At 70.5% G+C, this 1,517-nt stretch carries 3 protein-coding genes; all 3 read left to right on the top strand.

Annotated features, from left to right (window positions below; all coding sequences use genetic code 11):
• The first annotated feature begins 1 nt into the window (after position 1).
• Positions 2-160, top strand: a complete 159-nt coding sequence (gene larC, locus GPA_RS17610) for a nickel insertion protein (RefSeq protein ID WP_231847709.1) — start codon at positions 2-4, stop codon at positions 158-160.
• Positions 153-812 (top strand): GNAT family N-acetyltransferase, encoded by a 660-nt coding sequence (locus GPA_RS14905; RefSeq protein ID WP_083809169.1) that lies wholly within the window; start codon positions 153-155, stop codon positions 810-812. Before larC ends, GPA_RS14905 begins: the two co-directional genes overlap by 8 nt.
• 48 nt (positions 813-860) lie before the next feature.
• Positions 861-1,517, top strand: a 657-nt coding sequence (locus GPA_RS14900; protein ID WP_231847668.1) for an amidohydrolase family protein, incomplete at its 3' end; no start/stop codon positions are given.

Genomic DNA, 1,517 nt, shown 5'->3' with positions numbered 1-1,517 from the left:
GGTGACGTGCGCCCATGGCGAGCTGCACATCCCCGCGCCGGCCACGGCCGCCATCCTCGCGGCCGGCATACCCGTGTGCACCGAGCGCCTGGACGGCGAGCGCTGCACCCCCACGAGCGCAGCCCTCATCAAGCATTTCGTGGACGAGTTCGATGCCTGACGTCGGAGATCCCGTGCTTCTCAGACCCCGCGATGCACGGGGCCAGGCCGCGGGGTCCAAGGCACGGGACGCAAGGAGCTCGGGTGTCGGAACCCGGGACGTTGGCGGGCGGGGCGGCAAGGTAGTCCTCGAGACCGAGCGCCTCGTGCTGCGCGAGATGGTGCCGGATGATTTCGATGCTCTCTGTCGCACGCTGCAAGATGCGGAGGCCATGTATGCCTACGAGGGCGCGTTCTCGGATGCCGAGGTGCGCGCGTGGCTCGACCGCCAGATCGCGCGCTACCGCGACGACGGTATCGGCCTTTGGGCGGTCGAGCTGAAAGAGACGGGCGAGTTCATCGGCCAGTGCGGCCTGACCTGGCAGGACTTCGACGGCGGACGGGTCATGGAAGTGGGCTACCTCTTCGAGCGCGCGTTCTGGCACAACGGGTACGCCACCGAAGCCGCCCGCGCCTGCCGCGACCACGCGTTCGATGTGCTGGGCGCCGACGAGGTGTTCTCCATCGTCCGCGACACGAACGAAGCGTCCCTCGCCGTCGCCCATCGCAACGGCATGCGGCAGTGCGGCGCCCTCGTCAAGCACTACCGCGGTGTGCGCATGCCGCACCTCGTGCTCTCGGTGACGCGCGTCGAGCGTGACGGGGTATACTGACTCTGACGGAAAGCGCGCCGCGCACACGGCGAGGAAGGCGGGAAGATCATGGCGTACGTTCTCACGCATGCGACGGTGCTCGACGGCACGGAGCAGATGGAGCCCCAGCCCAACATGACGGTGGTAGTGGACGACGGCGGGCGTATCGACCGCGTGGGGCCGGCGGCCACCACGGTGGGGCCGATGGGCGCGCGCGAGGTCGACCTCGGCGGCGCGTATCTCATGCCGGGCCTGATCAATGCGCACGTGCACCTGTGCGGCTCGGGCAAGCCCATGAGCGCGGGCGGCGCGGGCGACCTCATCGACAAGGTGGTGGGCAACCCGGTGGGCATGTGGGCGCTGCGCCGCATGATCCGAGGCCACGCCCAGGCGCAGCTGGCGAGCGGCGTGACCACCGTGCGCAGCGTGGGCGACCCCGGCTTCGCCGACGTGGACGTGCGCGACGCCATCGACGCGGGCAAGTTCCCCGGGCCGCGCCTGCTCACCTCCGGCGTGGGCGTCACGGTGCCGGGCGGCCACGGCGCGGGGCTGTTCGCGCACATAGCGAAGACGCCCGAGGACGCCCGCGAGATCGTGCGCACCTGCTTCGCGCACAACTGCGACCTGGTGAAGCTGTTCGTCACGGGCGGGGTGTTCGACGCCGAGGTGGAGGGTGAGCCGGGCGTGCTGCGCATGTCGCCCGAGATCGCGCACGCCGCCGTGGAC

It is taken from the genome of Gordonibacter pamelaeae 7-10-1-b, assembly GCF_000210055.1.
In the GTDB taxonomy this organism is placed as follows: domain Bacteria; phylum Actinomycetota; class Coriobacteriia; order Coriobacteriales; family Eggerthellaceae; genus Gordonibacter; species Gordonibacter pamelaeae.
The sequence above is the reverse complement of the archived record's forward strand: the minus strand, read 5'-3'. Positions and strand labels throughout refer to the sequence as shown.